Genomic DNA, 26,160 nt, shown 5'->3' on the forward strand with positions numbered 1-26,160 from the left:
GCCGCCTCGGCGGCACCCGTCCAGACGTCGTCCTGGCCGGCCGGGACCGGACGGACCTCGGGGCCGTAGGATCGACATCCTTCAACACGACATCCACTGTGGAGGTAACCGCGCATGACGGGTCCACTCGCCCGACTCCGCACCGCCGCCCGACTGACGCTCGCGACCGCCGGCGTCGCGGTGCTCGCGCTCGCGGGCACCGCCGCCGTGACCACCCCGGCCCACGCCGCCGGCCCCCGGCCGAACTTCCAGATGCCGGTGCCCTGCGGCGAGACCTGGCGGTTGGCCACCTACTACGGTCACGACGACTACGACATCGACCTGACCTTCACCGGCGGGGCCAGCAACGGCCGGCCGATCCTCGCCTCCGCCAGCGGCACGGTCTCCTTCGCCGGCTGGGGCAGCGGCGGCGGCTGGCACGTGATCATCGAACACGGCGGCGGGTGGCGGACGCTCTACCTGCACATGATCGAGACACCGATGGTCGCCGCCGGGCAGGGGGTGTCGACCGGCCAGCAGCTCGGCCGGGTCGGCAGCACCGGCAACTCCACCGGCCCGCACCTGCACTACGAGCAGGTGCGCGACGGCGTCAAGACCGAGTCGTACTTCAACGGGGTGCCCTCCGGCATCACCTCCGACGGCAGCCCGTCGACCGGCCCGCTCTACGTCTCCGGCCCCACCTCGCCGGCCCGGAACATGACCAGCCAGAACTGCGGCCAGGCCGCCAACCGTCAGGTGTACGAGTCCGGCAGCCACAGCGGCTGGCAGATGCTGCCGGTCAACAGCATCACCGGCTCGGCCACCGCGTCCATGGTCATGGGCGGCAACAAGCTGCTCTACACGGTCAACAACGGTCTGGTGTACGAGGCGTCCAGCGACACCGGGTGGCGCAACCTGTGGACCGGCATCTCCGGCGTCAGCAACAACGCCCTCGCCGTGATCAACGTGGACGGCGTCAAGTACATCTACACCGTCGTCGGCGGCTGGGTGCACGAGGCGTCCAGCGCCAACGGCTGGAAGAACCTGAACACCGGCATCTCCGGGGTCAGCACCAACGCCCTGGCCGCCATCAACCACAACGGCGTGAAGATCATCTACACCGTGGTCGGCGGGCTGGTGCACGAGGCGGCCAGCAACAACGGCTGGCGCAACCTGTGGACCGGCATCTCCGGCGTCAGCAACAACGCCCTCGCCGTGATCAGCCTGGACGGCGTCAAGTACATCTACACCGTCGTCGGCGGCTGGGTGCACGAGGCGAACAGCATCAACGGCTGGCGCAACCTGAACGCCGGCATCTCCGGGGTCAGCCCCGACGCCCTGGCCGCGATCAGCTTCAACGGCGTGAAGATCATCTATATCGTGGTCGGCGGGTTGGTGCACGAGGCCGCCAGCAACAACGGCTGGCGCAACCTCAACTCCAACGTCCGGGGCACCGCCGTCTCGGCGACCACCATCAGCGGCGTGAAGGTCCTCTACACCGTCTGAACACCCCGACCCGTCAGGCTCATCGGTCCGGGTGCCACCCACCGGCGGCACCCGGGCCGCGCCGCACCGGCACCACCACCCACCCTCCGTGCCGACGCGCCGGCCACGCCGGACCGCCGGAGGTCAGGCCACCCGACCAGGCGCGGCGCGACTCCGGCCACCTCTCCGTACGCACGGTAGGAGGCCCGGCCCCCCGTCGGCCGTGCATACCGGCAGGCCGGGACGATCCGGCCCGGCGGAATGCCCGACATTCGTCATTCGTAATGGTCACTGTGCGCCACCGCCGCCATGGGCCGACTGACCTCAACGCTTGTTAAGTCTGCGGTCATTCCCGGCACATGGTTGACGGCCCGCATCCCGGGGGCAATCATGTTGTTCACCGGATTCCCGGCCCGCGCAAATGTCGGATCTGGTAGTTGTTCCGGCGTTTCGACGCGGTTGCCCGCGAGGCGGATGCCCCGTGCGCAATTTCCTGTCGACCCAGTCGGGAAAACTGCCGCAGGCAGTCAGGAGCACACCGGTGAACGGGAACGACGAAGATCCCGCGCCGACCCGGCCCCGGCCGGCGTCACACGGCGCTGACCTGCATGCACAGCTTGCCCTGCGGGGCGGCCCACCGGTCCGGCGCACCCCCTGGCCCACCTATGACAAGGGCGCGGTGCACGTGTGCGCGGAGGACGAGGAAGCGGCGATGCGCGCTATCCGCAGTCACCTCTACTTCCGCTACGACCACCGGGCCGAGTCGGAAACGGAGTGCGGGCAGTTCGAGGCGGAACTGTGCCACTATTTCGGCACCCGGCACGCCCTCGCCGTATCCAGTGGCACCGCCGCGCTCGCGCTGGCGATCATGGGTGCCGCCGTTCCGCCCGGCTCATTGGTGGCCTGCCCGGGATTCACTTTCGTGGCCACCCCGAGCGCCATTGTGCTGGCCGGTTGCCGACCATTCCTGGTCGAGGTGGACGACGACCTACGGATGGACCTCGACGACCTGCGCCGCCGCTGGCGACCGGAGATCAAGGCGATCCTCGTGGTGCACATGCGCGGCTTCGCCGCCGACGTCGCCGCGCTGGCGGCCTTCGCCGCCGAGATGGGCGTACCGCTGATCGAGGACGCGGTGCCCGCGCTCGGTGCCGAACTGCACGGCCGCAAGCTCGGCACGTTCGGCGTGGCCGGGGCGTTCAGCACCCAGTCCGACAAGGCGCTCAACTGCGGTGAGGGCGGCTTCCTGATCACCGACGACAGCACCCTGTTCGGCCGGGCGGTGGCGCTGTCCGGGGCGTACGAGGGGCGGCTGCGGCGGCACTTCCCCGGCACCGAACCGCCCATCGACGGGCTGGACCTGCCCCTGCTCAGCCTGCGGATGGACGAGATCCGGGCCGCCCTGCTGCGCGCCGAGCTGACCCGGCTGCCGCAGCGACTGGCCCTGTTCCACCGCAACTACGCCCAGGTCAGCGGCGCGCTGGCCGACCTGCCGGGAATCGCGATCCGCAACCCGGTCGCGCCCGGGGCGTACCTCGGTGAGGCGTTCGTGTTCCGGGTGCCCGGCGGTGACGCCGGCTGGTTCGCCCGCGCCCTGCGTGCCGAGGGCATCGACGCCCGCAACATCGGCGCGGACGACGACCTCAACGTGCGGGCGTTCTGGAACTGGCGGTTCATGTACGACGACCGCGACCCGGCACGGGTGCGGGCCACCCTGCCGCGCACCGCCCGGCTGCTGGCCGAGACGGTCGACGTGCCGCTGTCGTCCAGCCTGACCCCGGACGACTGCGACCAGCTGATCCGCGCGGTCCGCAAGGTCGCCGCCGCGGCGGGGACGCCCGGCGGCGCGGCACCGGACGGGACGCTCCCGGCGGCCGTCGGGGTGGAGTCGGTGCGGGCATGACCACCGCCCCGACCCGGGACACCGCCGTCCCCCGGCTGGCGATGGTGGGCATCTTCGGTGGTCTCTTCGCCGGCTACCTGGGGCTCACCGCGGTCATCCCGGTGCTCCCGGCGTTCCTGCGGGACCGGCACGACGCCGGGGACTTCACCGTCGGCCTGGTGGTCACCGTGACGGCGGTGACCGCGCTGCTGGTCCGCCCGGTGGCCGGCGCGCTGGCCGACCGGTACGGTCACCGTACGGTGATGCTGGCCGGGGCCCTGGTCGTCGCCGCCGGGGGGCTGCTCTACCTGCTGCCGTTGGGCGTGCCCGCGCTGGTCGCGGTGCGGCTGCTGCTCGGGGCCGGTGAGGCGGCGCTGTTCACCGCCGGTGCGGTGTGGACGGTGGCGTTGGCCCCGCACCACCGGCGCGGCCAGCTCATCGGCCTGTACGGGGTGAGCATGTGGGGCGGCATCTCCGCCGGCACGTTCCTCGGCGCGACCCTGCAACAGGTCTCCTTCACCGCGGTGTGGGCGCTCAGCGCCGCCGCGCCGCTTCTCGCCGCCGGGCTGATCGTCGTGGTGCCGACGCCGCCCCGGACCGCCCCGACGGGCGGTGGTGGCGGGTTGCTGCTGCGCCCGGCACTGCTGCCCGGGATCGCGCTGACCTTCGGGGCCGCCGGTTACGCCGGGCTCGCCGCGTTCGTGGTGCTGCACCTCGACGCCCGGGACATCGGGCACGGGGTGGTGGTGCTGAGCTGTTTCAGCGCCGTCTACGCGGGCACCCGGCTGGTCATCGGGCACCTGCCCGACCGGCTCGGCCCGCGCCGGGTGGCGGCCTGGTGCGGGGTCGGCGAGGCGGTCGGGCTGGCCGTCGTCGCGGTCGCCCCGAACCTGCCGGTCGCCGTGGCCGGCAGCGTGGTCATGGGGGTCGGCTTCTCGCTGCTGCACCCGTCGCTGGCGCTGATGGTGATGAACCGGACCGACCCGGCCCGGCAGGGCGCGGCGATCGGCGCGTACACCTCGTTCTGGGATCTGGGGCTCGCGGTGTGGGGGCCGGTCACCGGCCTGGTCGCCGCCGGCTTCGGCTACCCGGCGGTCTTCACGGTCGGCGCGGCCTGCGCGCTGGTCGCGGCGGCCCTGGCGGTACGCATCGGCCGCCCCACCACCCCCACGGAGGTACCCGCCGGATGAGCGACCCGTTGACCGTCCTGTGCATCACCGGCTGGTGCCGCAACGGCAGCACCATCATCGGCAACGTCCTCAACGAGGTGCCCGGTTTCTTCCACGTCGGTGAGCTGCACTTCCTGTGGAAGAACGCCACCGGCCGGGGGGTCAACGACCGGTGCGGCTGCGGTGAACCGCTGACCGGCTGCCCGATCTGGTCGACGGTGCTGCCGATCGGCCGGCCCGACGGGTCGTCTCCGGACGCGCACGCCGCGACGGTGATCCGGCGGCAGTGGACCCGGGTGCGGACCCGGCACACCTGGCGGGTGCTACGACGCGGCCTGCACGACGACGAGATCCGTGCACACGCCGACCTGATGGGCCGGATCTACCACGGCATCGCCGAGCGGACCGGCGCGCGGGTGATCGTGGATACCACGAAGATCCCCGGCGAGGCCGCGCTGCTGACGCACCTGCCCGGCATCCGGCCGTACTACGTGCACCTGGTCCGCGACCCCCGTGCCGTGGCGCACTCGTGGCGGGAGCCGAAGCAGTACGTCTACGCGATGTCCGCCGCCCGCAGCACCGGCTACTGGCACGGCTTCAACCGGGCCGCCGCCGCGATCACCCGCCGGCACCCGGAGCGGTCGCTGTTCCTGCGCTACGAACAGTTCACCGCCGACCCGGCCGGCACCGTCGACGCGCTGCTGCGGTTCTGTGCCGCCGACCCGGCCGGCAACCCGGTACAGGGCCGCACCGTGCACCTGCACACCAACCACACGGTCACCGGCAACCCGGACCGGTTCCGCACCGGGCCGACGCTCATCCGGGACTCCGACGACGGCTGGCGGCGCACCCTGTCGCCCCGCCGGCGGTGGGCCGCGACCGCGCTGGCCTGGCCGCTGTTCGGCCGGTACGGCTACCGCTCCCCCGGCCCCGCCCCGGCGACGGTCGGCAGCACATCGGACGACGGGAGGTAACAGGCGTGGATCTCGGGCTCAAGGGGCGGGTGGCCCTGGTCGCGGGGGGTTCCAGCGGCATCGGGTTGGCGTGCGCGAAGGAGTTCGCCGCCGAGGGCGCCCAGGTGGCGATCTGCGGACGCGACCCGCACCGGCTGGCCGCCGCCGAACGGGAACTGGCGCAGGTGGCGACCGGCCGGGTCAGCGCCACCAGCGTCGACCTCACCGACCCCGACGCGGCCCGCGCCTGGGTCGACGCGGTCGCCGCCGACCTGGGCGGCGTGCACGTGCTGGTGGCCGGCGGCGGCAGCCCGCCGGTCGGCACCGCCAGCGGTTTCGCCGTCGACGACTACCGGGCCGCCGTGGACCGGGTGCTGCTGCCGGCGGTGGCGCTGGCCACGGCCGCGCTGCCGCACCTGCGGGCCGCCGGCTGGGGACGGCTGCTGTTCGTCGCCTCCGAGACCGCCTGCGTGCCGATCGGGCCGCTGGTGCTCTCCGGGGTGACCCGGGCGGCGCTGGTCCGCTTCGCCCAGGGCCTCGCCGTCGACGTCGGCCGCGACGGCATCACCGTCAACGTCCTCGCCCCGGGCGGGGTACGCACCCCGCCGATGGAACGCGCCGCCGCCCGGCTCGCCACCGCCGGCGACGTGGAGGCCCGGCTGGCGGCGATGGGTCACCACAGCGCGGTGGGCCGGCTGGCCCGGCCGGACGAGGTGGCCGCGGTGGCCGCCTTCCTGGCCAGCGAGCGGGCCTCGTTCGTCACCGCCGGGGTGCACCTGATCGACGGCGGGGCCGCCGCGACCGGCCCGGACCTGCCCCACCTGACCGGGGTCGGCAGGGACACCTACTCCTGACCCCACCCCCACCCCGCCTGTTCCGCGCACGAAGGAGTGCCGCATGTCCACGACCGGCCAGTTCACCGAACGGGACGTCTCCGAGTTCTTCGACCAGACCACCCAGACGTACCTCAGCTTCTGGGACAGCGAGGGGGTGCTGCACACCGGCTACTTCGCCGACGCCGACGACACCGACTATCCGGCGGCGGCCGACCGGACGTCCGACATCCTCGCCGCCGACGCCGGCATCGACGCGTCCTCGACGGTGCTGGACGTCGGCTGCGGCTGCGGCAACTTCCTGCTGCGGCTGGCCGGGCGCACCGGCTGCCGGGGCGAGGGACTGGACCTGAGCATCGAACGGGTCCGCTTCGCCCAGGGCAAGCTCATCGAGCGCGGCGACGGGTTGCCGATCGCCTTCCGGCACGGCTCGGCCACCGCCATGCCGTACGCCGACGGGAGCTTCACCCACGTGGTCAGCCAGGACGCGCTGTTCCTGGTGCCGGACAAGGCGCGCAGCCACGCGGAGATGTTCCGGGTGCTCGCCCCCGGCGGGACGCTCGCCGTCACCGACTTCCTGCAACCCGTCGCCGAGGTCGGCGCGGCGGCCCGCCGGCACGTCTACGACCGGGTGCGCTGGAGCAGCGGCTACTCCCTCGGCGGTTACCGCGAGGCGTTGACGGCGGCCGGGTTCGAGGTGACCGTCGCCCGCAGCCTCGACACGCACATCCGGCAGACGTACCGGGTGCTCGGGGAGACCGCCCGGCAGCGGGCCGCCGCAAGCGACGACGAGGCGGCCCGGCGGTGGATCCTCGGCTTCGCCGCCTCCTGCGACGAGATCCAGGCGGCGATCGACCGGGGCGAGTTCGGCTGGGGCATGTTCGTCGCCCGCAAGCCGGCCTGACCGGCGCACCGACCGCGTACCAGCTTCACACCAGGAGGGCAGTCATGCAGCGCACCGACGCCGTCAAGCGGACGATCGCCGAGGTCGTCGCCGAACGCAGGACCCAGATGTCGCCAGGCGGGTTGTTCGTCGAGGCGTTCGCCAAGGACGGTTTCGACACCGGCGTCGACTACGACGTCACCATCACCGACTCGCTGACCAGTTCCCGGCGCAAGCCCCGCTACCCGTCGCGGAACATGCTCAAGGTGGTCGACCTGTCCCGGGAGCCGCAGGAGTTCTACTGGCACGAGAGCCCACCGCGCCCCGGCGACCCGGTCGTGGACGGCGCGGACCTGCGCCGGGAGGCCGCCAACCACTTCCACCGTTCTCCCATCCCGGAGCTGCTGACCACCCGGGCCTGGGTGCAGGTGCCCGACGAGCTGTGGGCCGACCCGGTGGGTTTCGCCCAGTTCATCGACTACCGCCTGGTGGTACGGCTGGCCACCGCCGAGAACCACACCATCCTGCGCGGCGAGGGCGGCCTGCTGAACATGCCGCAGCTCGGCCGGCTCACCGACCCCGCGCCGTTCGCGTCGACCATCCTGGCCGCCTGCAACGAGGTGGAGCAGATGGGCAGCACCGCCGACGGGCTGATCATCAACCCGGCCGACTACTACCGGCTGCTCGGCGAGGGCCACCTGATGCGCGACGTGGAGGACAACGGCGTCTTCATCGTCCGGACCCGGCTGGTCGACCCGGGCACCGCGATCGTCGGCGACTTCGGCCACGGCGCGGTGCTGTTCGACGCCGGCCGGTCGACGATCCGGTTCGCCGAGCCGCCACCGGGCACCTTCGCCGAACCGGGGCGGGCGCTGTGCGCCGAGATCTGGGAACGGGTCGTGGTCAACCTGCCCACCTGCTTCTTCGTCGTCACCCTGTAGCGGGGGTCGACATGGCGACGACGCCCGCGCCGCACGACGTGCCCGGGCGGTCCGATCCCGACGTCCTGGTCGTCGGCGCGGGCGTGGCCGGCCTGTTCTGCGCCTGGTTCCTGCGCCGGGCCGGGCTGAGCGTGACCGTGGTCGACCGGGGCGAGGTCGGCGACCCGGCGGCCTGCTCGTCGGGCAACACCGGTTTCGTCGGCACCCAGGGGGCCGCCCCGCTGGCCGAGCCGGGGGTGCCGGCGAAGGGGCTGCGCTGGTTGCTCCACCCGGACAGCCCGTTCCACGTCCGGCCCCGGTTCGACCGGGAGCTGCTGACCTGGCTGTGGCACTTCCGCCGGCACTGCACCGAACGGCAGGCCCGCGCCGGCTTCGAGGTGCTGCTCGACCTCAAGCAGCGCAGCCTGGCCATCCTGCGGGAGGTCTGCGCACACGACGACCTCGCCGGCACCCTCACCGCCCGCGGCATGCTGCTGGCCTGCCGTACGCCACAGGGGTACGCGCAGGCGCGGGCGTCGGTGCCGGCGGCGGTGGCCCGGGGGGTGCCGCTGCGTACCGTGGACCGGGCGGAGCTGGCCCGGCTGCAACCGGGCGTCGAGTTCACCGTCGCCGGGGCGCTGCTCAACGAGGAGGGTGCCGCGCTGCGCATCCCGGCGTTCCTGATCGCCTTCGCCCGGCTGTTACGGGCCGCCGGGGTGGAGATCCTCACCGGCACCGAGGTACGCGGCTTCGACACCGTCGACGGTCGGGTCCGCGCCGTCCGCACCAGCCGGGGCGACCTGCGCCCCGGTGAGGTGGTGCTCGCCGCCGGCGTATGGTCGGTGGCGTGCGCCAGGCAGTTGGGCGTCGGCCTGCTGCTGCAACCCGCCAAGGGGTACGCGGTGACCGTCGACGCGGGCCCGGCCACCCCGACCCTGCCGGTCCTGCTCAGTGAGGGGAAGGTGGCCGTCATGCCGTTGGGCGACCGGATACGTCTGGCCGGGACGCTGGAGTTGACCGGCCTGGACACCGGCGTGTCCCCGCGCCGGGTGGACGGCATCCGGCGCACGGTGCGGTCGTACCTGCCGGGGTGCGACACCGGGGGGCAGGTGCAGGTGTGGAGCGGGCTGCGACCGTGCACCCCGGACAGCCTGCCGCTGATCGGCCGGCTCGGGCCGTACCGCAACGTCAGCGTCGCGACCGGGCACGGGCACATCGGGATGGGGCTCGCCCCGGCCGGCGGGCGGCTGCTCGCCCAGCTCGTCACCGGGACGACGCCGGACGTGCCGCTGGCGACGTTCGCGGTGGACCGGCACCGGCGGGGGCACCGGTGAGCGCCCCGACGATCGGGGTGCTCTGCCTGCAGACCAGCTTCGACAAGATCCCCGGCCACATCCGCAACCCGGCGACGTTCGACTTCCCTGTGGTGTACCGGGTCGTCGAGGGGGCCACCCCGCAACGGCTGGTCCGCGAGGCCGACCCGACCCTGCTCACGCCGTTCGTCACGGCCGCCCGGGACCTGCAGGGTGCCGGGGTCGCCGCGATCACCGGGGCGTGCGGTTTCCTGGTGCTGTTCCAGGCCGAGCTGGCCGCCGCCGTGGACGTGCCGCTGCACTCGTCGAGCCTGCTCCAACTGCCGATGGTGCACCGGATGCTCGGGCCGGGCCGGACGGTCGGGGTGCTGACCGCCGACGCGGCGGCGCTGACCCGTCGGCACCTGGCCGCCGTCGGCGCGCAGGACGTGCCGATCCGGGTTGCCGGGATGGCCGACGCGCCGGAGTTCCGCGAGGTGATGCTGGAGGGCCGGCGCGACGCCCTCGACGTCGACCGGTTGGCCGCCGAGGTGGTGGCTCGGGCGGACGCCCTGGCCGGGCCGGACCTGGGGGCCGTGGTCATCGAGTGCACCGACCTGGTGCCGTTCGCGCACCTGATCCAGGCCCGGCTGGGGGTGCCGGTCTACGACATCGTCACCCTGACCACGATGGTGCACGCCGGCCTGGCCCGGCACCCGTACGCCGAGCGCCGGTAGGCCGTACTCTCCCGTCCCGCCGGTCGGCCGGGTCCACTACGGACCCGGCCGACCGGCGGTTCTTTCCGTGTGGGCTCCCCGCACGCCGCCCGGTGCGTGGCGCGGCGGTCGCGCGTGCCGGGGTCGACGTACAGGGCCGATCCGCAGGTGATGCGGTATTCACGATTTCAAACTCCGCCATTGTCACGAGTTTCCGGCCGGAATCTCACCGTCGGTCGATGACGCATCGCACTGTGCGCGACGGGCCGCCCACCGCAGGATTGACACCAACCGATCAGGGGATGGGAGGCAGCCGAGATGGACGACAGATACGACTCGTACTGCGCGGTCGATCCGCTCTTCTACGACTCGTTGTCCAGCGCGAGCGCCACCGCCACCGGCATCGGCTACGCCACCGACCGCCCGCAGCCGGCAGACTGGGAACGCGAGGTCAAGGACGACTGGCTGATCCACGCGCCGGTCGGCGGCACGCTGCCCGCCCAGGGCTGGAAGATCCACGTCTCGGCCCGGCTGGACAACGCCGAGCGGGTCCTCGCCCAGGTGATGGACTACTGCGAGCCGCGCGGCATCCCGTTCAAGCACCTGCGCGGCCCCCGGATGCTGCTGATGCGCAACAGCAAGTACGCCCGCCGGGGCGGCAGCGGCAAGTTCGTCACCGTCTACCCGCGTGACGACGCCGAACTGGAGCTGACCGCCAAGGAACTGGCGGCGCTGCTCGACGGCGAGCAGGGGCCCTACATCCTCAGCGACCTGCGCTACGGCGACGGCCCGGTCTACCTGCGCTACGGCGGTTTCGCGGCCCGTTTCTGCCTGTCCGCCGAGGGACAGGTGGTGCCGGCCATCGCCGACGCCACCGGAACCCTGGTGCCGGACCGCCGCGACCCGGTGTTCCACCTGCCCGACTGGGTGACCCTGCCCGACTTCCTCGCCCCGCACCTGGCCGCCCGCAACGCCGCCAGCACCACCGAGCTGCCCTACCGGATCGAGAAGGTCGTCCACTTCTCCAACGGCGGCGGCCTGTACGAGGCCCGGGACACCCGGACCGACACCCGGGTGGTGCTGAAGGAGGCCCGCCCGTACGCCGGCCTGGACGCCACCGGAGCGGACGCGGTGACCCGGCTGCGCCGGGAGGCCACCGTGCTGCGCCAACTCGCCGACGTCCCGCACCTGGTGCGGGTGCACGACGAGTTCAGCTTCGGCGGGCACGAGTTCCTGGCCCTGGAGTTCGTCGAGGGCCGCCCGCTCAACCAGGTGGTCGTGCAGCGCTACCCGCTGGTGCACCCGGACGCCGACCGCGCCGACTACACCCTCTGGGCGCTGGACGTGCACCGACAGGTCGCCGAGGCGGTCGAGGCCATCCACGCGCACGGCATCGTCTACGGCGACCTGCACATGTTCAACATCATGGTCGGCGACGACGGCACGGTCACGCTGATCGACTTCGAGGTTTCCGCGCCGGCCGCCGAGGCGAGCCGCCCCGCGCTGCGCAACCAGGCGTTCGCCGCACCCCGCGACCGGGTCGGCCCCGACGTCGACCGGTACGCCCTGGCCTGCCTGCGGCTCGCCCTGTTCCTGCCGCTGACCGCCATGCTGCGGCTGGCCCCGGAGAAGGCCGCGCACCTGGCCGACGTGGTGGCCGAGCACTTCCCGGTCGACCGGGAAGTGCTCGACGAGACCGTCACGGTGATCGTCGGCGACCCACCGGCCACCGGCACGGCCGACCCGACAGCCCCGACGGCACCCGCCGCGGCGGCCCCGACCCGGCCGGACCCGGACGTGGTACGGGTCGACCCGGACGACTGGCCGGGCCTGCGTGACCGGCTGGTCCGGGCGATCACCACCAGCGCCACGCCGCACCGCGACGACCGGCTCTTCCCCGGCGACATCAGGCAGTTCAGCGGCAACGACGGCGGGCTGAACCTCGCCCACGGCGCGGCCGGGGTGCTCTGGGCGCTGCACGCCACCGGCGCCCCCGTCGACCCCGACCACGTCCGCTGGCTGGTCGACCGGGTGCGGGAACCCGCCTCCGGCAGCCGACTCGGCTTCTTCGACGGCCTACACGGGGTGGCGTACGTGCTGGACCTGCTCGGCCACCACGACGAGGCCCGCCGGCTGATCGACCGCTGCCTCGACGAACCGTGGACGGAACTCGGCAACGACCTGGTGGGCGGCCTGCCCGGCATCGCGCTGAACCTGACCCACTTCGCCACGCTGACCGGCGAGGACCGCTACGAGGCCGCCGCCCGACGGGCCGTCGACCTGGTCGTCGACCGGCTCGGCGACGTCGACTCGGTGGCCGAGGTCAGCGGCGGCCGGCACCCGTACGCCGGGCTGATGCGCGGCGGCGCGGGGGTGGCACTGATGCTGCTGCACCGGCACGAGCGGGAACCCGACACGCGACTGCTCGACCACGCCGACACCGCACTGCGGCAGGACCTGCGCCGCTGTGTCCGCCGCGACGACGGACACCTGGAGGTCAACGAGGGCTGGCGCACCATGCCGTACCTCGCGGAGGGCAGCGTCGGGGTGGGCCTCGTGCTCGACCGGTACCTGCGTCACCGGCCCGACGACACCCTGCGCGAGCAGGCCGACGCGATCCGCCGCTGCGCCGACTTCCCGTTCTACGCCCAGTCCGGGCTGTTCGCCGGACGCGCCGGCATCGTGGCCTACCTGGCCGGCCGGGGCGAGTACGACGTGGCCCACCACCAGGCCCGCCAGCTGGGTTGGCACGCCCTGCCGTACGCCGGTGGCACCGCCTTCCCCGGCGACCAACTACTGCGGCTCTCGATGGACCTGGCCACCGGCACCGCCGGCGTGCTGGCCGCCGTGGCCGCCAGCCGACCCGCCGATCCGGTCCGGTTGCCGCTGCTGGCACCGACCGGCGATCCCACCCCGGCCGACTGACGGCCCACCCGCTCCCCGGGGGTCACCCCGGGGCCATCCGACCCGACGACTGTGAAAGGAGGAAAGACATGGCCCTGCTCGACCTTCAGGGGATGGAGCTGCCGGCCGCCGAGCGCACCGGCGGTGGTAGCCGGGCGAGTCTGCTGCTCTGCGGCGACAGCTCGCTGAGCGTCACCACCTGCAGCTGAACCGACGGTCGTCGACCCGACCGAGTCACACCAGGCACACATCAGTACCGCACACCCGACAGAAAGAGGTAAGACCATGGCTCTGCTCGACCTCCAGGCGATGGAACTGCCGGCCACCGAGCGCACCGGCGGCGGCAGCCAGGCCAGCCTCCTGCTCTGCGGCGACAGCTCGCTGAGCGTCACCACCTGCAACTGATCGACTGGTATCGCATGGCCCCGGACCGGCACCTGCCGGTCCGGGGCCGCGCGGCGTGGGAGGGGACGCGATGACACCGACCGACCGGCTCCTGGCGCGGGCCGTCCGCGCGGCCGGCTGGTGGACCCCGACGCTGGCCGTGGTCACCGTGGCCGGCACGGCCGCCGAACTTGCCCTGCCGGCCGTGCTGGGCCGGGCCGTCGACGCCGCCGTCGGCACCGCGCCGAAGGACTCCCCCGACCGCTGGCTGGCCGCCGTCGTCGGGCTGATCGCCCTGTTGGTCGTCGTCGGCGTCGTGCGGGACTACGGCACCGGCGCGGCCACCGCCCGGTCGGTGGCCCACCTGCGGCACACCCTGGTCCGGCACCTGTTCGCCCTCGCTCCGCAGACCGCCGCCCGCCGGCCGGTGGGCGACCTCGCCGGCCGGGTGGTGGGCCAGGTCGCCGACGCCGGTCAGGCCGCCCCGACGCTGGTCACGGCCGCCACCGTGGCGCTGCCGCCGGTGGGCAGCCTGGTGGCGCTCACCCTGATCGACCCGTGGCTCGGCGTCACCTTCGTCGCGGGGCTGCTCCTGCTCGGCCTGCTGCTGCGCGGTTTCGTCGCCGACGCCTCCGCCGCCGTCGCCGGCTACCAGCAGGCCCAGGGCGACCTCGCCGGCCGTCTGGTGGAGGCGCTGGCCGGGGCCCGCACCATCGCCGCCGCCGGCACCGGTAAACGGGAGGTCGAGCGGGTGCTGACCCCGCTGGCCGCGTTGCACCGGCACGGGGCACGGACCTGGACGGTGCTCGCCGGCGCGGCCACCCGGGGCGCGGTGCTCAACCCGCTGCTCCAGGTCGCGATCGTCGCCGTCGGTGGGCTGTCGCTGACCGCCGGCCGGTTGACCCCCGGGGAGCTGCTGGCCGCCATCCAGTACGCCGCCCTCGGCGCGGGCCTCGGCACCGTGGTCGCCGCCCTCAACACCGCCGTCCGGGTACGCGCCGGCTGCCGCCGGGCCGCCGACGTGCTCACCGAACCCGCCCGGCCGTACGGCGTCCGCCCCCTGCCGTCCGGGCCGGGCACCCTGGAGCTGCGTGGCGTCACCGTCCGCGACGCCGACGGCCGGGCCCTGCTCGACCGGGTGGACCTGCGGGTGCCCGGCGGCACGCTGCTGGTCGTCGTCGGCGTCTCCGGCGCGGGCAAGTCCCTGCTCGCCGCCGTCGCCGGCCGGCTGCGCGACCCGGACGACGGGGTGGTGCTCCTGGACGGTGTGCCGCTGCCGGAGCTGACCCCGGCCGCCCTGCACGCCGCGATCGGCTACGGCTTCGAACGTCCGGTGCTGGTCGGCGACACGGTCGGCGCCGCCGTCGGGGCCGGTGCGGACCCGGTGCCGCTGGCCCGCGCCGCCGCCATCCACGACTTCGTCGAACGGCTGCCCGACCGGTACGCCACCCCGCTGAACGAGGTCGCCATGTCCGGCGGTGAACGGCAACGGCTCGGGCTGGCCCGCGCGTTGCGCGCCGAACGGCTGCTGATCCTCGACGACGCCACGTCCAGCCTGGACACCGCCACCGAGTACCAGGTGACCCGGGCGCTGACCGGGCCTGACGACCGGCGTACCCGGGTGGTGGTCAGCCACCGGCTCGGCATGGCCGCCCACGCGGACCTGGTCGCGTGGGTGGCCGACGGGCGGATCCGCGCCGTCGGCCCGCACCGGGCGCTCTGGGCCGACCCCGACTACCGGGAGGTGTTCCGGTCGTGACCACGGTCGTCGGCGTGACCCGGGCCGCGCTGCGGGAACGGCGGGCGCAGCTGTGGCGGTTGGCCGGCTGGTCCGCCGCCGAGGTGCTGCCGGCCGCCCTGTCCGGGCTGTTCACCGCGCGGGCCGTGGACAGCGGCTTCCTGGCCGGCCGGCCGGGCGTCGGCCTGGCCTGGCTGGCCCTGCTGGGGTTGGCGGTGCTGGTCGGCGCGGCCGGCACCAACCGGTCGTACGCGCTGCTCGGCGCGGTGGTGGAGCCGTTCCGCGACGACCTGCTGCGCCGGGTGGTCCGCGGCGCGGTGGCCGGTGCGGCAGGCGGCCGGGCCGACGACGCGGCGGTGGCCCGGCTCACCCACCAGGTGGAGCTGGTCCGGGACACCTACGCCGGCCTGCTGATGGTGGTACGTGGTTTCCTGTTCGCCCTCGGCGCCGCCGTGCTCGGCCTGTTCTCGCTGGCCGCCCCGGTGGCCCTGGTGGTCGCGGTGCCGGTGCTGGCCGGTCTCGGGCTGTTCGCCGTGGCGCTGCCGGTGATGGTGGCCCGGCAGCGGGAGTACGTGCTGGCCGACGAGCAGCTCGGCCGGGCCGTGGTGACCGCGGTGAGCGGCCACCGCGACGTCACCGCCAGCGGGGCCCGCGACCGGGTCACCGGCTGGGTCGGCGGGGCCGTCGACGCGCAGGCCCGGGTGGAGCGACGACTGGCCACCATGGCGGCGACCCGCAGCCTGAGCCTGGCGCTGGGTGGTTGGTTGCCGGTTCCGGTGCTGCTGCTGGCCGCGCCGTGGCTGGTCCGTCAGGGGCTGGGGCCGGGCGCGCTGCTGGGCGCGCTCGTCTACGTCACGCGGGGGGTGCAGCCGGCCCTGCACAGCCTGGTGCAGGGGGTCGCCGCCGGTGGTCTCCGGTTCGCCGTCACCCTGGACCGGCTGTTGCGTACCGCCGCTCCGGCCGACACCGACCCGGCCGGTTCGCCGCCCCGGCCCGCCCCGCGGCGGACCGGGGCGGCGTTGTCGCTGCGCGGGGTGACCTTCCGGTACGGCCCGCACGCCGACCCGGTCCTCGACGACCTCGACCTCGAGGTGCCCGTCGGGGACCACCTGGTGATCGTCGGGGCCAGCGGGATCGGCAAGTCGACCCTGGCGGGGCTGATCGCCGGGGTGCTGCGTCCCCAGTCGGGCACCGTCCACGTCGGGGGGTTGCCGGTGACCGGGGCGACGCCTGCCGAACTGGCCGCGCGGCGCGTGCTCATCCCCCAGGAGGCGTACGTCTTCACCGGCTCGCTCCGCGACAACCTCGGCTACCTGGCCCCCGGCGTGCCGGACGACGTGGTCGACCGGGCGGCGGCCCGGCTGGGGCTGACCGGGCTGCTGACCCGGCTCGGCGGGTACGACGCGCTGCTGCGCCCGGCGGACCTGTCGGCCGGGGAACGGCAGCAGGTGGCGTTGCTGCGGGCCTGGCTCTCCCCCGCTCCGCTGACCATCCTCGACGAGGCGACCTGTCACCTGGACCCGGCCACCGAGGCCCGGCTGGAGACGGCTTTCGCCGCCCGGCCCGGCACGCTGGTGGTGATCGCCCACCGGGTCAGTTCGGCGCTGCGGGCGCGGCGGGTCCTGCTGCTCGACGGGCGGACCGCGCTGCTGGACACCCACCGGGGGCTGCTGGGCCGCTCAGCGGCGTACCGTGCCCTGGTCGGCTACGGCGAGACGGAACCGTCGGACACCGCCACCTTCTGGACGGCGTCGGACGGGACATCGGCGGCGGCCCGGACCTAGGTGTCAGGGGCCGCGCGGGTTCGGGTCCGGAAACCACCCCGGGGTACGCCCCGCGGGCGGTGCCCGGGTCAGGCCGGCGAACCGGCGGCGGGGGTTCCACCGGGCCGCGGGTGGCCGTCGCCGGGGATGTGCCGTACGGCGGTGCCGGACGTGACGTCGGGGGTCGGGGTCGGGTCGGTGCCGGTCACAGCCAGCCGGCCTCGCGGGCGATCCGCACCGCCTCCCAGCGGGTCCGCGCGCCGGTCTTCGCCATGATGCGTGACAGGTGGTTGCGCACGGTGCCGGCCGACAGCACCAGCCGTTCGGCGATTTCCTGGACCGGATGCCCCTCGGCGACCACGTCGAGCACCTCCCGCTCCCGGTTGGTCAAGGGGCTGTCGGTGACCTTGAGGGCGGCGACGACCAGGTCCGGATCGAGGACGACCCGTCCCTCGGCGAGCTGGCGTACCCCGTCGACGATCCGGCCGGGTGGCACGTCACGGCTGAGGAAGCCGATCCGGTGGCCGTGTTCGGCGAGTACCGGGCCGAGCCGGCCGGCCCGTCGCTGTTCGACGAGGACCAGTAGGGAGCCCACGGGTGCGGTCATCGCCTCCGTCGGCGAACGGGGGGCCGGGGCGGTGGCCGTGACGGTGGACTCGCCGACGGCAGCCGGGGTGGTTTCGACGACGGCCTCGGTGGCGCCCAGGGTGGCCAGTCGGACCAGTTCCGTCACGGTCAACATGTCGAAATCGACCACGGCCACGTCGGGTCGCTTGGCCCGGACCGCCGCCCGTAGATGGTGCGGGTTGTCCACCTCGCCCACGATTTCGATGTCGTGTTCGGCGGCGAGCAACTGGGCGAGTGCGCCCCGGAGCAGCCCGCCCTGGAGGGCGAGCAATGTGCGAACCATAAGCGACTCCCGAGATCAGGCCCGTGCTGACGAAATGTGCGCGGTCGATGACGCACGGTTCGGAATCTTATTAAATATGTAACTGGTTCGACACCCCTTCTCACGGCTGGTCAGATCCAGCCCGCGTCCCGGGCCCGCTGGACCGCTTCCCACCGGTTACGGGCCCCGGTCTTGCGGAGCACGGCGGACAGGTGGTTGCGGACCGTTCCGGGCGCCAGGTGCAGCTGACCGGCGATCTCCTTGGTGGACATCCCGCGTGCGGCGGCGGCGGTCACCTCACGCTCCCGCTCGTTGAGGGGGTTGACGGCGGCGTCCAGCGCGGCCAGGGCGGTCACCGGGTCGATCATCCGCCGCCCCTCGGCGACCAGACGCAACTGGTCCAGGAGCTCCTGGGGCGGGACGTCCTTGGCGATGATGCCCCGGGCCCGGGCCCCGAGGGCCCGGCGCAGCACCCGGGCGGTCCGCCGGGAGGTCAGCACCACCACCGCACATTCCGGCAGTCGGGCATGCCATTGCCCGGCGAGCACGGCGGGGTCCTCGATCGCGTCGAGGTCGACCAGGACGACGTTGGGACGCCGGGTGACGACCCCGTCCGGCAACTGGTGTTCGGGATCGCTCTCCCCGGCCAACTCGAACCCGGGGGCGGCGGCCAGGACCGCCGCGAGGGCGGTACGTAACAGTCCCGGAGGCCCCACCACCACGACACGGATCGTCGGTTCATCGTTTTCTGCCGCTCGGCCCGGACCCGACGATGACTGTTTCCCGCTCGCCATTTCGTCCATCCGTCATATTTTTCCAAATGGCGGCCGAAGCAGTCGCGACTGTCGGAATGACGACCCGTTTCCGGCCGCCGGAAAAATGGTCAAAAATGCAGTAGCCGACGGACGGGAGGGAATCGGGACCTGCCGGACGTCCGGCAGGTCCCGATTTGACGGATATAGCAGTTGAGGCCGGCCCCTGTTCGGGGCCGGCCTCAATCTGAAATGGTTGTCCGGCGGTGTCCTACTCTCCCACACCCTCCCGAGTGCAGTACCATCGGCGCTGGAGGGCTTAGCTTCCGGGTTCGGAATGTAACCGGGCGTTTCCCCTCCGCCATGACCGCCGTAACACTATGAACATATCAAACAACACACACACCCACAGAAACCCTCTACCCGTGGGGGGTTGTTTGGTGTTTGTTCAGAGTTGCACAGTGGACGCGTAGCAGCCTTGTTATCAAGTCCTCGGCCTATTAGTACCGGTCAACTGAACCCGTTACCGAGCTTACATTTCCGGCCTATCAACCCAGTCGTCTAGCTGGGGGCCTTACCCCCACAATGTGGGGTGGGATACCTCATCTCGAAGCAGGCTTCCCGCTTAGATGCTTTCAGCGGTTATCCCTTCCGAACGTAGCTAACCAGCCGTGCCCCTGGCGGGACAACTGGCACACCAGAGGTTCGTCCGTCCCGGTCCTCTCGTACTAGGGACAGCCCTTCTCAAGTATCCTACGCGCACGGCGGATAGGGACCGAACTGTCTCACGACGTTCTAAACCCAGCTCGCGTACCGCTTTAATGGGCGAACAGCCCAACCCTTGGGACCTGCTACAGCCCCAGGATGCGACGAGCCGACATCGAGGTGCCAAACCATCCCGTCGATATGGACTCTTGGGGAAGATCAGCCTGTTATCCCCGGGGTACCTTTTATCCGTTGAGCGACACCGCTTCCACACGCAAGTGCCGGATCACTAGTCCCGACTTTCGTCCCTGCTCGACCTGTCAGTCTCACAGTCAAGCCCCCTTGTGCACTTGCACTCAACACCTGATTGCCAACCAGGCTGAGGGAACCTTTGGGCGCCTCCGTTACCCTTTAGGAGGCAACCGCCCCAGTTAAACTACCCACCAGACACTGTCCCTGAACCGGATAACGGCCCGAAGTTAGATACCCAAATCAACCAGAGTGGTATTTCAAGATTGCCTCCACCCATACTGGCGTACAGGCTTCACCGGCTCCCACCTATCCTACACAAGCCCATTCAGATACCAATGTCAAGCTATAGTAAAGGTCCCGGGGTCTTTCCGTCCTGCCGCGCGTAACGAGCATCTTTACTCGTACTGCAATTTCGCCGGGCCTGTGGTTGAGACAGTGGGGAAGTCGTTACGCCATTCGTGCAGGTCGGAACTTACCCGACAAGGAATTTCGCTACCTTAGGATGGTTATAGTTACCACCGCCGTTTACTGGCGCTTAAGTTCTCCGCTTCGCCCCAAAGAGCTAACAGGTCCCCTTAACGTTCCAGCACCGGGCAGGCGTCAGTCCATATACATCGAATTACTTCTTCGCATGGACCTGTGTTTTTAGTAAACAGTCGCTTCCCCCTGCTCTCTGCGGCCATACAACGCTCCACCCGCACGGGGCTTCACGTCTCCGGCCCCCCTTCTCCCTAAGTTACGGGGGCAATTTGCCGAGTTCCTTAACCACAGTTCGCCCGATCGCCTCGGTATTCTCTACCTGACCACCTGTGTCGGTTTGGGGTACGGGCCGCTCGAAACTCGCTAGAGGCTTTTCTCGGCAGCATAGGATCACTGACTTCACCTGAATCGGCTCGGCATCACGTCTCAGCCTCATGTACCGCGGATTTGCCTACGGCACGGCCTACACGCTTACCCCGGCACAACCACCGGCCGGGCTCAGCTACCTTCCTGCGTCACCCCATCGCTTGACTACTACCCGCCAGGTTCCCACGCTCCCCACCGCAGACCCGAAAGTCCTTGGCAGCTCGGGTGGTTAGCACAACGAGGTTCATCAGGGACGCTCCTTCGCGGGTACGGGAATATCAACCCGTTGTCCATCGACTACGCCTCTCGGCCTCGCCTTAGGTCCCGACTCACCCAGGGCGGATTAGCCTGGCCCTGGAACCCTTGGTCATCCGGCGGAAGGGTTTCTCACCCTTCTTTCGCTACTCATGCCTGCATTCTCACTCGTGCCGCGTCCACAACTAGGTCACCCCGCTGCTTCACCCCCGGCACGACGCTCCCCTACCCATCCACACACCTGCACGCACCATCAAGGGCACGCGAAGTTAAAATGTGAATGCCACAGCTTCGGCGGTGTGCTTGAGCCCCGCTACATTGTCGGCGCGGAACCACTTGACCAGTGAGCTATTACGCACTCTTTAAAGGATGGCTGCTTCTAAGCCAACCTCCTGGTTGTCTATGCGACCCCACATCCTTTTCCACTTAGCACACGCTTAGGGGCCTTAGCTGGTGATCTGGGCTGTTTCCCTCTCGACTACGAAGCTTATCCCCCGCAGTCTCACTGCCGCGCTCTCACTTACCGGCATTCGGAGTTTGGCTGATTTCGGTAAGCTTGTAGGCCCCCTAGACCATCCAGTGCTCTACCTCCGGCAAGAAACACACGACGCTGCACCTAAATGCATTTCGGGGAGAACCAGCTATCACGGAGTTTGATTGGCCTTTCACCCCTAACCACAGATCATCCCCCAACTTTTCAACGTTGGTGGGTTCGGCCCTCCACGCGGTCTTACCCACGCTTCAGCCTGCCCATGGCTAGATCACTCCGCTTCGGGTCTAGAACATGCGACTCAAACGCCCTCTTCAGACTCGCTTTCGCTACGGCTCCCCCACACGGGTTAACCTCGCCACATGCCACTAACTCGCAGGCTCATTCTTCAAAAGGCACGCCGTCACCCCGCAAGGCTCCGACGGATTGTAGGCGAACGGTTTCAGGTACTATTTCACTCCCCTCCCGGGGTACTTTTCACCATTCCCTCACGGTACTCGTCCGCTATCGGTCACCAGGAAGTATTTAGGCTTACCAGGTGGTCCTGGCAGATTCACGGCAGATTACAGGAGTCCGCCGCTACTCGGGAACACCCACAGAAGATCAGCAACTTTCACCTACCGGACTCTCACCGACTACGGTTGGCTTTTCCACACCATTCGGCTAGCCACTGACTTTATAACTCCTCGAACAAGTGTCAGCCTGTTCAGCAGGGTCCCACAACCCCGACCACGCAACCCCTGACAGGTATCACACGCAACCGGTTTAGCCTCAATCCGCTTTCGCTCGCCACTACTCACGGAATCACTAAATTGTTTTCTCTTCCTACGGGTACTGAGATGTTTCACTTCCCCGCGTTCCCCCACACACCCTATGTGTTCAGGTGCAGGTGACACCACATGACTGGTGCCAGGTTTCCCCATTCGGACACCCTGGGATCACAGCTCGGTTGACAGCTCCCCCAGGCCTATCGCGGCCTCCCACGTCCTTCATCGGCTCCTGGTGCCAAGGCATCCACCGTCCGCCCTTGACAACTTGACCACAAAGATGCTCGCGTCCACTGTGCAATTCTCAACAAACAACCAACCCACAACCCCAAAGCCCCACACCAGCAACCCCACCCCACCCACAGGCAGAACAGAATCCGGTATGCGAGACCAGGCCATGCCTGGCAGACCACCGAAGCCAACGCTCCAGAACAGTCCTCCGAAAAAACAACCCACCGGTTGTTCCTTCAGGACCCAACAGGGTGCCCACATCCCTCCACCAGCCGCACCAGAACCCCGCTCCCACCACCAAAGTGGCTGTACTAGGCGTCCCAGCCGTTGCCAGGGAAAAACTTGCCAGTGTCTCCGCCATCCGAGCACCCCGACCCGACATCCGCAGGCCGCGGGCTCCATACCGGCTTTCACCGGATGGTGCTCCTTAGAAAGGAGGTGATCCAGCCGCACCTTCCGGTACGGCTACCTTGTTACGACTTCGTCCCAATCGCCAGCCCCACCTTCGACGGCTCCCTCCACAAGGGTTGGGCCACCGGCTTCGGGTGTTGCCGACTTTCGTGACGTGACGGGCGGTGTGTACAAGGCCCGGGAACGTATTCACCGCAGCGTTGCTGATCTGCGATTACTAGCGACTCCGACTTCACGGGGTCGAGTTGCAGACCCCGATCCGAACTGAGACCGGCTTTTTGGGATTCGCTCCACCTCACGGCATCGCAACCCATTGTACCGGCCATTGTAGCATGCGTGAAGCCCTGGACATAAGGGGCATGATGACTTGACGTCATCCCCACCTTCCTCCGAGTTGACCCCGGCAGTCTTCGATGAGTCCCCGCCATAACGCGCTGGCAACATCGAACGAGGGTTGCGCTCGTTGCGGGACTTAACCCAACATCTCACGACACGAGCTGACGACAGCCATGCACCACCTGTGACCGCCCCCGAAGGACCTCCCATCTCTGGAAGTTTTGCGGCCATGTCAAACCCAGGTAAGGTTCTTCGCGTTGCATCGAATTAATCCGCATGCTCCGCCGCTTGTGCGGGCCCCCGTCAATTCCTTTGAGTTTTAGCCTTGCGGCCGTACTCCCCAGGCGGGGCGCTTAATGCGTTAGCTGCGGCACAGAGAACCGGAGAGGCCCCCACACCTAGCGCCCAACGTTTACAGCGTGGACTACCAGGGTATCTAATCCTGTTCGCTCCCCACGCTTTCGCTCCTCAGCGTCAGTATCGGCCCAGAGACCCGCCTTCGCCACCGGTGTTCCTCCTGATATCTGCGCATTTCACCGCTACACCAGGAATTCCAGTCTCCCCTACCGAACTCTAGCCTGCCCGTATCGACCGCAGGCTTGGAGTTGAGCCCCAAGTTTTCACGGTCGACGCGACAAGCCGCCTACGAGCTCTTTACGCCCAATAAATCCGGACAACGCTCGCGCCCTACGTCTTACCGCGGCTGCTGGCACGTAGTTGGCCGGCGCTTCTTCTGCAGGTACCGTCACTCACGCTTCGTCCCTGCTGAAAGAGGTTTACAACCCGAAGGCCGTCATCCCTCACGCGGCGTCGCTGCATCAGGCTTCCGCCCATTGTGCAATATTCCCCACTGCTGCCTCCCGTAGGAGTCTGGGCCGTGTCTCAGTCCCAGTGTGGCCGGTCGCCCTCTCAGGCCGGCTACCCGTCGTCGCCTTGGTAGGCCATCACCCCACCAACAAGCTGATAGGCCGCGAGCCCATCCCAGGCCGAAAAACTTTCCACCCCACCCCATGCGAGGCAAGGTCATATCCGGTATTAGCCCCCGTTTCCGAGGGTTATCCCAAAGCCTAGGGCAGGTTACTCACGTGTTACTCACCCGTTCGCCGCTCGAGTACCCCAAAGGGCCTTTCCGCTCGACTTGCATGTGTTAAGCACGCCGCCAGCGTTCGTCCTGAGCCAGGATCAAACTCTCCAACAAAAACCTGTCGAACAGCAATCCCGACAACAAATGTTGCCAAAGGAATCCCAACCGAACAGACCAATACTCACAAGCCTGCCCAGCACGGGGCATAAAACAATTGGCACTGGCTTTACAAGCACCCTGTTGAGTTCTCAAAGAACAACCACACACCAACCAAACCACCGCACTAACGGTGACCCGACCGGGGCATTTCGTTCACCACACCCAGCGCTTCCGCGCCGGGCACTTTTACCACATTACCCGGTGGTATCCGCCGTGTCAAACCGCTCTGTCACGATCCACACCACTTCCACCACACTTTCCACACACCACGAACACCACCAGCTCACACCGGAAGCACTCACGATTTCCGACAGACCGGCCGATACGGTCTCCCGCACACCCGCCCGGTTCCCTGCCGGCCGTTCACCCTACCCGGCCGTTGTGGCCCTGCCGCATCGACCCCACGGGCCGATCCGGAAGCGCCACCCGAGATCAGGAGCCGCGCTCCGGCCTCCAGGACTTTCGCCCGGTTCGTCCGTTCCGCGCTGGCAGAGAGAAAGTTACGCGTCCGCCGAGTTGATCGTCAAATCCACGGCGGGCGTCGCGGGTCACATCGCGTGCCGACAGCACCGGACCGGCCTGCGCAACCCCGGCAGCGGTCGCGTCTGAGCTGCGCAAAGACCGGTGGGGTGAGGGCCGGGCGGGCCGAACGGCCAGAACCTGCGATCGCGGTTGGCGAAGGTGACTCATATACGTAGCGTTACGGCTGCACCGCAGCGCAGCGGCCTTCCAACCCCTTCCTCACTACGTAAAGGGCTTCTCGTAGGAGAGGCTGTCCTCACCGTTGCCGTCACTCTCGGTGTATTGGCCCTGTTCCTGGTGGTCGCCGCCTTCGGATACGGATTCCTGCGGCCGGAACGCGCGGCGCTCCTGCGTCGCCGTCCGCCGAGGTTCCCCCGACACGCCCTGGTCGGCCCGGACGAGGTGGCCATCCTGATCGCCTGCCGTAACGGCTCGGCGACGATCGGGAGCACCGTACGGTCGGCCCGGGCCACCGACGCCCAGGTCTTCGTGGTGTCGGACGCCTCGACGGACGCCACCGCCGCCGCCGCGACAGCCGCCGGCGCCTGCTGGACGTCCTGCTGCCGCAGCAGCCGCCGTACATCGTCGACGACACCTACTGGGTACTGGAGACCCACCGCCGGCAGCTCGGGAAGGTCGTCTACGCCCCGCGCGCCGTCGCGCAGCTCCAGGACCCGACCACCGGGCGGGACTGGTACCGGCAGAACCTGCGCTGGCTGTGGGGCACCTTCCAGGGCGTCATCGGGCACCGGGTCGGCCGGCGTCACAGCCGGTTCGACTACGCCTACCTGCTGCTGATGCTGCACCGGGCGCTCTACGTCGCCGGTGCCCCGGCCACCCTGTGGCTGCTGGCCACCGCCGGGCCCGGGTTCGTCGGCGGACTGCTGCTGATGCTCGCCGGCCAGGCGTTCTGGATCGCGCTCGCGGCCTGGCGGTTGCGCCGGCCCCGTCTGCTGCTCTTTCTGCCGACGATCGTCCTGACCGACCTGCTCTACCGGGTCGTCCTGGTGCACGCGCTGATCAAGGCGATCCGCCAACCCACAGTCGACCGCTGCGTCTGGTCCTCACCGGGGCGGATCGCCCACCCCGGAGCAGGCGCGGTCGTCCCGATCCGTACCGACGCCTGAGGGAGGTGAACATGTCCGCGAGTCAGGATCTGCCGGTCACCGGCGCTCCGACGGCCGCCGTCGGTCTGATCGGCGCGCTCGTCCTGGGGCTCGGTGCCCTACTGGTGACCGTCGCCCAGTGGGGTGCCAGGGCTCGTCGTCCGGACCGCTGAGCGGGGACCTGCGGGAATTCCTCCCGGTGCCGGGGTGCGGGCCGACCGCGCCCCGGCACCGACGTCCCACGGCCCCGAGCCGTACCGCCGATTGCGCCGGAACGGTCGACGCCGGGACGGTGGGCCAGCGACCAGACTGACAGGCACCGATCCGGACCGCGTCCGGCGGAGCCGCTGGCCGGCCCGGATCGGTGCGTGGACCCCACCGGGGCCCGGTCAGCCGGAACATCGGTCGCCGGTAGTGTTTCGCCCCATCGTGGGTGTGGGGTCGCCCGCGCGGA

18 protein-coding genes and 3 rRNA genes are annotated in these 26,160 nt (G+C 70.2%); 16 read left to right on the forward strand and 5 right to left on the reverse strand.

What is annotated here, in order from left to right; translation table 11 throughout:
- Positions 1-114 precede the first annotated feature (114 nt).
- From Q2K16_RS04995 to Q2K16_RS05060, 14 genes are all read left to right on the forward strand, one after another.
- A complete protein-coding gene (locus Q2K16_RS04995; protein ID WP_302743827.1) occupies positions 115-1,485 on the forward strand; it encodes a M23 family metallopeptidase in 1,371 nt (456 codons plus the stop codon).
- Positions 1,486-2,005: 520 nt separating this feature from the next.
- On the forward strand, positions 2,006-3,367 hold the full coding sequence (locus Q2K16_RS05000) for a DegT/DnrJ/EryC1/StrS family aminotransferase (protein WP_302743828.1): 1,362 nt from the start codon (positions 2,006-2,008) through the stop codon (positions 3,365-3,367).
- Complete coding sequence (locus Q2K16_RS05005) at positions 3,364-4,536, forward strand: MFS transporter (RefSeq protein WP_302743829.1); 1,173 nt, start codon at positions 3,364-3,366, stop codon at positions 4,534-4,536. Before Q2K16_RS05000 ends, Q2K16_RS05005 begins: the two co-directional genes overlap by 4 nt.
- Positions 4,533-5,489, forward strand: coding sequence for a sulfotransferase (locus tag Q2K16_RS05010; RefSeq protein WP_302743830.1), 957 nt, complete (start codon positions 4,533-4,535; stop codon positions 5,487-5,489). Before Q2K16_RS05005 ends, Q2K16_RS05010 begins: the two co-directional genes overlap by 4 nt.
- A gap of 5 nt (positions 5,490-5,494) precedes the next feature.
- Positions 5,495-6,322 carry an SDR family NAD(P)-dependent oxidoreductase gene (locus Q2K16_RS05015; RefSeq protein WP_302743831.1) on the forward strand — a complete coding sequence of 276 codons (828 nt, stop codon included), beginning with the start codon at positions 5,495-5,497 and terminating at the stop codon, positions 6,320-6,322.
- A gap of 43 nt (positions 6,323-6,365) precedes the next feature.
- Complete coding sequence (locus tag Q2K16_RS05020; RefSeq protein ID WP_302743833.1) at positions 6,366-7,205, forward strand: class I SAM-dependent methyltransferase; 840 nt, start codon at positions 6,366-6,368, stop codon at positions 7,203-7,205.
- 44 nt (positions 7,206-7,249) lie between these two features.
- Complete coding sequence (locus Q2K16_RS05025; RefSeq protein ID WP_302743834.1) at positions 7,250-8,125, forward strand: family 3 encapsulin nanocompartment shell protein; 876 nt, start codon at positions 7,250-7,252, stop codon at positions 8,123-8,125.
- Between the two features lie 11 nt (positions 8,126-8,136).
- A complete protein-coding gene (locus Q2K16_RS05030; protein ID WP_302743836.1) occupies positions 8,137-9,438 on the forward strand; it encodes an NAD(P)/FAD-dependent oxidoreductase in 1,302 nt (433 codons plus the stop codon).
- Positions 9,435-10,133: an aspartate/glutamate racemase family protein gene (locus Q2K16_RS05035; protein ID WP_302743838.1), complete on the forward strand. Its 699-nt coding sequence runs from the start codon at positions 9,435-9,437 to the stop codon at positions 10,131-10,133. Before Q2K16_RS05030 ends, Q2K16_RS05035 begins: the two co-directional genes overlap by 4 nt.
- 297 nt (positions 10,134-10,430) lie before the next feature.
- Positions 10,431-13,037 (forward strand): class III lanthionine synthetase LanKC, encoded by a 2,607-nt coding sequence (gene lanKC / locus Q2K16_RS05040; protein ID WP_302743840.1) that lies wholly within the window; start codon positions 10,431-10,433, stop codon positions 13,035-13,037.
- A gap of 68 nt (positions 13,038-13,105) precedes the next feature.
- On the forward strand, positions 13,106-13,225 hold the full coding sequence (locus Q2K16_RS05045) for a SapB/AmfS family lanthipeptide (RefSeq protein ID WP_302743842.1): 120 nt from the start codon (positions 13,106-13,108) through the stop codon (positions 13,223-13,225).
- A gap of 76 nt (positions 13,226-13,301) precedes the next feature.
- A complete protein-coding gene (locus tag Q2K16_RS05050; protein WP_067312693.1) occupies positions 13,302-13,421 on the forward strand; it encodes a SapB/AmfS family lanthipeptide in 120 nt (39 codons plus the stop codon).
- Between the two features lie 70 nt (positions 13,422-13,491).
- Positions 13,492-15,159 (forward strand): ABC transporter ATP-binding protein, encoded by a 1,668-nt coding sequence (locus tag Q2K16_RS05055; protein ID WP_302743847.1) that lies wholly within the window; start codon positions 13,492-13,494, stop codon positions 15,157-15,159.
- Positions 15,156-16,922: an ATP-binding cassette domain-containing protein gene (locus Q2K16_RS05060; protein WP_302743848.1), complete on the forward strand. Its 1,767-nt coding sequence runs from the start codon at positions 15,156-15,158 to the stop codon at positions 16,920-16,922. Before Q2K16_RS05055 ends, Q2K16_RS05060 begins: the two co-directional genes overlap by 4 nt.
- 184 nt (positions 16,923-17,106) lie before the next feature.
- On the opposite strand, the gene Q2K16_RS05065 is transcribed toward Q2K16_RS05060, so the two are convergent.
- The 5 genes from Q2K16_RS05065 to Q2K16_RS05085 all read right to left on the reverse strand — a co-directional run bounded on the left by Q2K16_RS05065 (position 17,107) and on the right by Q2K16_RS05085 (position 24,033).
- Positions 17,107-17,811, reverse strand: coding sequence for a response regulator transcription factor (locus Q2K16_RS05065; protein ID WP_302743849.1), 705 nt, complete (start codon positions 17,809-17,811; stop codon positions 17,107-17,109).
- A 110-nt stretch (positions 17,812-17,921) separates the two neighbouring features.
- Complete coding sequence (locus Q2K16_RS05070) at positions 17,922-18,512, reverse strand: response regulator transcription factor (protein ID WP_302743850.1); 591 nt, start codon at positions 18,510-18,512, stop codon at positions 17,922-17,924.
- Between the two features lie 288 nt (positions 18,513-18,800).
- Positions 18,801-18,917 (reverse strand): 5S ribosomal RNA (gene rrf / locus Q2K16_RS05075).
- Between the two features lie 105 nt (positions 18,918-19,022).
- Positions 19,023-22,131: ribosomal RNA gene (locus tag Q2K16_RS05080) — 23S ribosomal RNA — on the reverse strand.
- 388 nt (positions 22,132-22,519) lie between these two features.
- Positions 22,520-24,033: ribosomal RNA gene (locus tag Q2K16_RS05085) — 16S ribosomal RNA — on the reverse strand.
- Together the 16S, 23S and 5S rRNA genes form the textbook arrangement of a ribosomal RNA operon.
- A gap of 1,364 nt (positions 24,034-25,397) precedes the next feature.
- On the opposite strand from Q2K16_RS05085, the gene Q2K16_RS05090 reads away from it, so the two are divergent.
- The gene (locus Q2K16_RS05090; protein WP_302743851.1) at positions 25,398-25,727 is read left to right on the forward strand and encodes a hypothetical protein; all 330 of its coding nucleotides are present in this window, start codon (positions 25,398-25,400) and stop codon (positions 25,725-25,727) included.
- 11 nt (positions 25,728-25,738) lie between these two features.
- The gene (locus Q2K16_RS05095; RefSeq protein WP_302743852.1) at positions 25,739-25,879 is read left to right on the forward strand and encodes a hypothetical protein; all 141 of its coding nucleotides are present in this window, start codon (positions 25,739-25,741) and stop codon (positions 25,877-25,879) included.
- Positions 25,880-26,160 lie beyond the last annotated feature (281 nt).

The organism is Micromonospora cynarisoli, from assembly GCF_030518815.1.
In the GTDB taxonomy this organism is placed as follows: Bacteria; Actinomycetota; Actinomycetes; order Mycobacteriales; family Micromonosporaceae; genus Micromonospora; species Micromonospora wenchangensis.

What these genes read in the sequence shown, in the direction of transcription:
- Q2K16_RS05045 (WP_302743842.1), top strand. Translation starts at nt 13,106, where the DNA reads ATGGCCCTGCTCGACCTTCAGGGGATGGAGCTGCCGGCCGCCGAGCGC.
- Q2K16_RS05065 (WP_302743849.1), bottom strand. Translation starts at nt 17,811, where the DNA reads ATGGTTCGCACATTGCTCGCCCTCCAGGGCGGGCTGCTCCGGGGCGCA.
- Q2K16_RS05095 (WP_302743852.1), top strand. Translation starts at nt 25,739, where the DNA reads ATGTCCGCGAGTCAGGATCTGCCGGTCACCGGCGCTCCGACGGCCGCC.
- lanKC (WP_302743840.1), top strand. Translation starts at nt 10,431, where the DNA reads ATGGACGACAGATACGACTCGTACTGCGCGGTCGATCCGCTCTTCTAC.
- Q2K16_RS05005 (WP_302743829.1), top strand. Translation starts at nt 3,364, where the DNA reads ATGACCACCGCCCCGACCCGGGACACCGCCGTCCCCCGGCTGGCGATG.
- Q2K16_RS05010 (WP_302743830.1), top strand. Translation starts at nt 4,533, where the DNA reads ATGAGCGACCCGTTGACCGTCCTGTGCATCACCGGCTGGTGCCGCAAC.
- Q2K16_RS05050 (WP_067312693.1), top strand. Translation starts at nt 13,302, where the DNA reads ATGGCTCTGCTCGACCTCCAGGCGATGGAACTGCCGGCCACCGAGCGC.
- Q2K16_RS05090 (WP_302743851.1), top strand. Translation starts at nt 25,398, where the DNA reads ATGCTGCACCGGGCGCTCTACGTCGCCGGTGCCCCGGCCACCCTGTGG.
- Q2K16_RS05020 (WP_302743833.1), top strand. Translation starts at nt 6,366, where the DNA reads ATGTCCACGACCGGCCAGTTCACCGAACGGGACGTCTCCGAGTTCTTC.
- Q2K16_RS05055 (WP_302743847.1), top strand. Translation starts at nt 13,492, where the DNA reads ATGACACCGACCGACCGGCTCCTGGCGCGGGCCGTCCGCGCGGCCGGC.
- Q2K16_RS05025 (WP_302743834.1), top strand. Translation starts at nt 7,250, where the DNA reads ATGCAGCGCACCGACGCCGTCAAGCGGACGATCGCCGAGGTCGTCGCC.
- Q2K16_RS04995 (WP_302743827.1), top strand. Translation starts at nt 115, where the DNA reads ATGACGGGTCCACTCGCCCGACTCCGCACCGCCGCCCGACTGACGCTC.
- Q2K16_RS05030 (WP_302743836.1), top strand. Translation starts at nt 8,137, where the DNA reads ATGGCGACGACGCCCGCGCCGCACGACGTGCCCGGGCGGTCCGATCCC.